The sequence below is a fragment of the Burkholderia sp. E168m23 genome, from assembly GCF_016586125.1.
GTDB classification, from domain to species: Bacteria; Pseudomonadota; Gammaproteobacteria; order Burkholderiales; family Burkholderiaceae; genus Burkholderia; species Burkholderia orbicola.
In genome coordinates this window covers 1-5,463 of sequence record NZ_BCPP01000467.1, presented here as the reverse complement: position 1 = coordinate 5,463, position 5,463 = coordinate 1, and the positions used below count along the sequence as shown (strand labels likewise).

The 5,463-nt window shown below is 61.5% G+C and carries 6 protein-coding genes and 1 pseudogene; all 7 read left to right on the top strand.

Translation table 11 applies throughout. The annotated features are described in order from the left end of the window. Positions 1 to 695, top strand: a pseudogene (gene fliI / locus JMF90_RS22215) (flagellum-specific ATP synthase FliI); the annotation flags it as partial. Next, positions 692 to 1,156, top strand: a complete 465-nt coding sequence (locus JMF90_RS22210) for a hypothetical protein (protein WP_201317449.1) — start codon at positions 692 to 694, stop codon at positions 1,154 to 1,156. The pseudogene fliI and the gene JMF90_RS22210, both read left to right, overlap by 4 nt. Positions 1,157 to 1,171: 15 nt before the next feature. After that, positions 1,172 to 2,533 (top strand): flagellar filament capping protein FliD, encoded by a 1,362-nt coding sequence (gene fliD / locus JMF90_RS22205; protein ID WP_201325434.1) that lies wholly within the window; start codon positions 1,172 to 1,174, stop codon positions 2,531 to 2,533. Further along, the gene (gene fliS, locus JMF90_RS22200) at positions 2,530 to 2,919 is read left to right on the top strand and encodes a flagellar export chaperone FliS (protein ID WP_054928514.1); all 390 of its coding nucleotides are present in this window, start codon (positions 2,530 to 2,532) and stop codon (positions 2,917 to 2,919) included. Before fliD ends, fliS begins: the two co-directional genes overlap by 4 nt. Before the next feature lie 6 nt (positions 2,920 to 2,925). Beyond that, positions 2,926 to 3,225: a hypothetical protein gene (locus tag JMF90_RS22195; protein ID WP_054928513.1), complete on the top strand. Its 300-nt coding sequence runs from the start codon at positions 2,926 to 2,928 to the stop codon at positions 3,223 to 3,225. Continuing rightward, positions 3,222 to 4,433, top strand: a complete 1,212-nt coding sequence (locus JMF90_RS22190) for a flagellar hook-length control protein FliK (RefSeq protein ID WP_201317447.1) — start codon at positions 3,222 to 3,224, stop codon at positions 4,431 to 4,433. Before JMF90_RS22195 ends, JMF90_RS22190 begins: the two co-directional genes overlap by 4 nt. A gap of 274 nt (positions 4,434 to 4,707) precedes the next feature. After that, positions 4,708 to 5,436, top strand: coding sequence for a FliA/WhiG family RNA polymerase sigma factor (locus JMF90_RS22185; protein ID WP_201317446.1), 729 nt, complete (start codon positions 4,708 to 4,710; stop codon positions 5,434 to 5,436). Positions 5,437 to 5,463 lie beyond the last annotated feature (27 nt).

Here is a 5,463-nt window from a genome sequence, read left to right as displayed (position 1 = left end):
CGCTTGGCCCCGAAGGCTTGTCCAAAGCCATCGTCGTGGTCGCACCGGCGGATGAATCCCCACTGATGCGTTTGATGGCGACCGAGCTGTGCCACGCGGTTGCCACACACTTTCGCGATGCCGGCAACGATGTGCTGCTGATGATCGATTCCCTCACGCGTTACGCGATGGCGCAGCGGGAAATCGCGCTGGCGCTGGGCGAGCCGCCGGCCACGCGCGGTTATCCGCCCTCGGTGTTCGGCATGTTGCCACGTTTGGTGGAGCGCGCGGGCAACGGCGAAGGTGTTGGCAGCATGAGTGCCATCTACACCGTGTTGGCTGAAGGCGACGACGAACAGGACCCCGTGGTCGACACGGCGCGTGCGATTCTCGATGGTCACATCATGCTGTCGCGCGATCTCGCCTCCCAGGGGCATTACCCGGCGATCGACGTGCTGCGCTCGGTCAGCCGCTGCATGTCGCTCGTGGCGCCGCGCGAGCAGATCGACGCGGTACGCAAGGTCAAGCAAATGATGTCTCGCTACGCCAATGTTCGCGATCTGATCCCGCTGGGCGGCTACGTGGCCGGCGCGGATCTCGTTACCGATCACGCCGTGAAGATGCACGACCGGATCGAAGCCTTCCTGTGTCAGGCGCAGGACGAGGTCGCGCCGCGCCAGGCGACGCTGGATATTCTGGCGGAGATTGCCGCATGAACGCCCGACATGTCGTTGCCGGACTATCGCAACTCGTTGCGATGCGTGCGAAGGAAGTGGATCGGCTCGAAGTCGATGTCGCCGCGCGCGACGCGGAAGGCGCTCGCTATCGCCATCATATTTCGCAAATGACTTTGCTGATGCAAAGCGTCGACACCGGTACGCACGTACATCCCGAGCAAGCAATGAACGGCGCGCGCTATCGCTCCGCGCTCGCCAATCTGATTCATCGGCACGAGCGTCAATTGGCAAAGCACGAGGCATTGGTCGCGGGCTTGCGCGCGGATTTGTGCCACGCACGCCTGCGTTACGAGCAGATCGATCGAGTTCGCAGCAAGAAGCTTGGCGCGCTCGAACTCGAGAAGCGCGCACGCGATCGCAAACTCGAAGACCAGCAGGCATCCCAGGCATGGCTGCGCAGGCGGCTGTCGCAGCAACGTTCGATATCCAACCCATTCTGATCAAGCGAGGACGCCATGTTCGGCAGTATTGGAGACCCAGTGGCAAGCGCCAAGGCGCTTACCGAAAAGTACATGCAGAATGCAGTTCAGCGCCTGAAAAGCCAGAAAGCGGGCAACGCGGTTGCCCAGGCCGGGCTTACCCGGTTACAAGGCGCGTTGAGTTCGTTTCAGACCGCGTTGAAGGCCTTATCCGGTGTTGGTGGCATCGTCAAACAAAAGGCTTCGCTGTCGAACCAGGCGCTAGGCGAAGCCACGGCGGCTGCCAGTGCGCAGCCCGGTCGTTACGCGTTCTTCGTCAAGCAGCTTGCGTCGGCGCATCAGGTGGCTTTCAAGGGCCTCTCGTCATACGGTGCCAAGGATGCGGGCACACTCGGAATCGCACTCGCGAACGGCGAATCGTTCAAGGTGGACCTATCGGCGGCCAACGCGGACGCGAGCGGCAACGTGTCGCCGGCCGAACTGGCTCGTGCGATCAATCAGGCCGCCGGCAACAAGGGCAAGGTATCTGCGTCGATCGTCACGATCGAAGATGAGCAGCGTCTCGTGCTGACCTCAGGCGGGACCGGCGAGGCCGGTGCGATTTCGCTCGACACCGGCGGCAGCCGCGATGCAGCGCTATCTGCGGTTCTGTCGGGTACGCCAGACGAACTGTCGATGGCACGAGACGCCATATTCAAACTTGGCGGGGAGAGCGGTGTCGACATCAAGCAGTCCAGCAACACTTTCACCGGCATTCAGGGCGTGTCCGTCACGTTCAAGCAGTCGATGGTCCAAGATGACGCACCGTTGTTGCTCGATATCAAGCTCGACCAAGGCGGCACGGCCGACGCCGTGCAGGCGTTTGTCGATGCATATAACAAAGCAATGGGTGTCCTGTCCGAGTTGACGAAGGTCAACCCTGACGATCCGTCAAGCGCAGGGCCGTTCGTCGGCGATGCCGGTGTGCGCAACCTCCAACTGCGGATGAACGCGCTGTTGCGCGCCACAGTGGGCGAGAAACGGATGTTGGACTACGGCATCTCGGCGGATCGTACCGGCAAACTGTCGCTCGATACGGGCAAGCTGAACGCCGGGCTGACCAAGAACCCGAACGGCCTCGACGCTCTGTTTGCCGATCCTCAGAAGGGCATCGTCGCGCGCATGGACGCCTACCTGAAGACATGGACCTCGTCCGTCGACGGTCAGGTCAAGCGTCGTCAGGAGTCCGTTGAGCTTGTTGAGCAATCGTTAAAGAAAAAGGAGCGCTCGCTCGAAGTGCAATACCGTCAGGTCTATGACCGATATCTGACCCAGTTCACGCGTGTGGCGGAGCTGCAGAAGCGGATGGAATACACGAAGCAGTTGCTCGACGACCTCCTTGGCGGACACAAGAAATGACGACCCGACATGGTTATGGCAGTTACCAGACGACGAACCTGGCGAGTCAGGCGGCAAGCGCGTCGCCGGTGCGGTTGGTGATTGTGCTGATGGATGGCCTGCTCGACGAGATGGCGCGCGCGCGCGCCCATATCGAAGCTGGACGCTACGAAGAGAAGGGCAACAGCCTGAACAAGTGCATCGGCATGCTGCATGGTCTGACCAGTGCACTCGATTTCGACGTCGGCAACGAGGTCGTCGTCAACCTTGCCCGGCTGTACGAGTACTGCACGGTACGCCTGAATGAAGCCGGACTCACTCTGGATCCGCTCCTTATCGATGAAGTCTCGATGCTGATTCGCACGCTGCGCGCGGCGTGGGAAGGCGTCGATCAACGATTCGGATGATAGACCATGGACCAGAGCGACTATGTGCTACGACTTGCAATGCGCGTACGACAAGCGATTGCGAAGTGCGATTTCGACGCGCTGGTGTGCTTGAGCGTCGAAGTACACGATATCGTGAGCAACATGGCAACCGGAACGGCGTTGACCGCTGCCGAGCTGGAAGCACTGAGACTTCTGACGATCGCGCACCGCGTCGCTATTTCGTTATTGGAAATTGAAGCCGAACGGCTGATCGAGGCGATGAACGATCTCAATGATCGCCGCGAAGTCTGGCAGGCCTATGCAGTTCAAGGGAGCCAGCAATGATGAGCGGTCTTTCGGCAATGGCCGACCTTGCGCCGGCAACGGCAGCCGACGGTAGCGCCGTGCTGGCTGCAGTGCTCGGCGTGCAGCCATCCGTGTTAACCGATGATTTCGAGTCCTTGCTGGTGGAAGGCTCCGGACTGGACGACGGCACGGACGCTACGGCGGATCCGGTGTCGGTGCTGGATCCGTGGTTGGCACTGGCGCGAGCGCCTGAAACCGAACCGCCGGCTAGCGACATGCCGTCGTTGCAGGACGGCGTGGTGGCCGCACCGGGCCTTATGCAGGCACTTGAGGCACGTGCAGTCGACACTGTCGCACCGGACCGGACGACAAGCGACACACCGGTCGATACCGTAGCAACGCAACGCCTTTCCACCATCGTTTCGTTGCCGGCACACACGCATGGGACAGCGCACCCAGTGGACTTGTACCGGCGCGGCGCGATCGAGCAAGCGGCTTTGCCGCAAGTTGGTGCGAAGGAACCGGTCGCGCCCATGCTGGCCGCACGCCTGTTCGACCATCGGTCGAGTGCGGTACCTGGGGCGCTGTTGAACCAAAGCATGAATCTCGCGACGACGCACGTGTCGCCGATCTTCGGCCCGCTCGCGTTCGGTGACGCAATCGCTCCGACAGGGCCATCGGCCGTCACGCCCGACTGCGAGGTAGGCACCCGCGCGACACAAGCCGAACTGTTGACGGACGCGGCAAGGGTACCGGAATTGGCAAAGGCACCGGAAGCGGCAATGGTACCGACAACGGCTACGGGTGCGCCGACCGCGCGTCAGCAGAAGCTGATCGACGCGTTGGGAGAGCGCCTGAGCGTGCAGATGGCTCAAGGCATGCGTCAAGCCGTGATCCGACTCGAACCGGGTTCGAACGGATCGATACGCATCGACCTACGCCAGAACGTCAACGGCATGGCAGTTCACTTGTCGGCCACTCATCCCGAGGTCGTTCTCCAGTTGCAGGCGATCGGAGAAAGCTTGCGCCAGGATCTCGGCGCGCGCCATGGTGGCGACGTGACCGTGCAGGTCTCGGCAGGTCGGCAAGGCCATGGGGAGGCGAGCGGCTCGGGCGGCCGCGAGCACCCTCCACGCGATGAGCCGCCCACGCGAGGGCCTGGTGGCGGATTGGCCTCCGCAGGAGGCGATTCAATATTCGAATTGACGCCTCGCGAATTAGCGTACGTGAAGAGGATGACGACATGAATCGGAACGCACGGCAACAAGGGCAACACGCTGCCGTGCAATCTGATGCCGGATCTGCTGCTTTCGGCTAACGAAACGAATTGTGCGAAGGGCTGCCGGCGCTGAGCGAGATGGTCCGAGGCGTACCGGCCGCGCGCACGCTGGTCGATGTGCAGTGCATGGAATAGCTCGAATCAGAAGCATTGCTCAATTTGGAATACGAACATTGTGCTGCGGCACCAATCGCACGCTCTCGTAACGTGACGGTAACGAAGGCCATGATGGACCGAATACGATGACTGCAACGATCTACACGGAATACCAAAGTGTACAGCGCGAGAACCAGACGTTGTCCCCTGCTGATGAGGCACGCTGGATGACGCAGTATGCGCCGCTGGTGAAGCGCATCGTGCGCAAGCTCGCGTCGCAGGCGGGCGGAGCGATGGAGGCCTGCGACCTCGAGCAACTCGGACTGATGGGCCTGCTCGAAGCGCTGCGTCGCTACGGCGAGCCCGATGACGAATTCGAGCATTTTGCTCTATTTCGCGTGCGGGGCGCGATTCTGGACGAACTGCGCCGCCAGGACTGGCGTCCGCGCTCGGCACGACAAGGTGCTCACCGTCTGCGCAGCACTGAGCGGGCATTGCGCCGGGAACTGCGCCGCGATCCTACGAAAGAAGAAGTGTGCAACGTGCTGAAAATCGGAGACGACGAATACGAGCAGTTGCAACTGGACGACTGCGCACAAGAGTTCGTCAGCTTTGACGCCTTGCTGGAAGAGGACGCGGAACGGTACGAGTGCGGCGGCAGCGATGGCATTGAACACCGGGCGATGCTGCGCCACTCGCTTGAACAGGCGCTGGGCGTGCTCGATGCGCGCGAGCAGCAGATCATCCAGCTCTATTACGAATTCGATCTGAGTCAAGCGGAGATCGGGGCGGTGCTGGGCCTGACGCGGGCTCGAGTCTGTCAGATCAACAAGGGTGCTCTGGTCAAGATGCGCAAGCGCCTCAGTCAGCATTGACATTGAAGAACATTGCGCCGCTCGCAC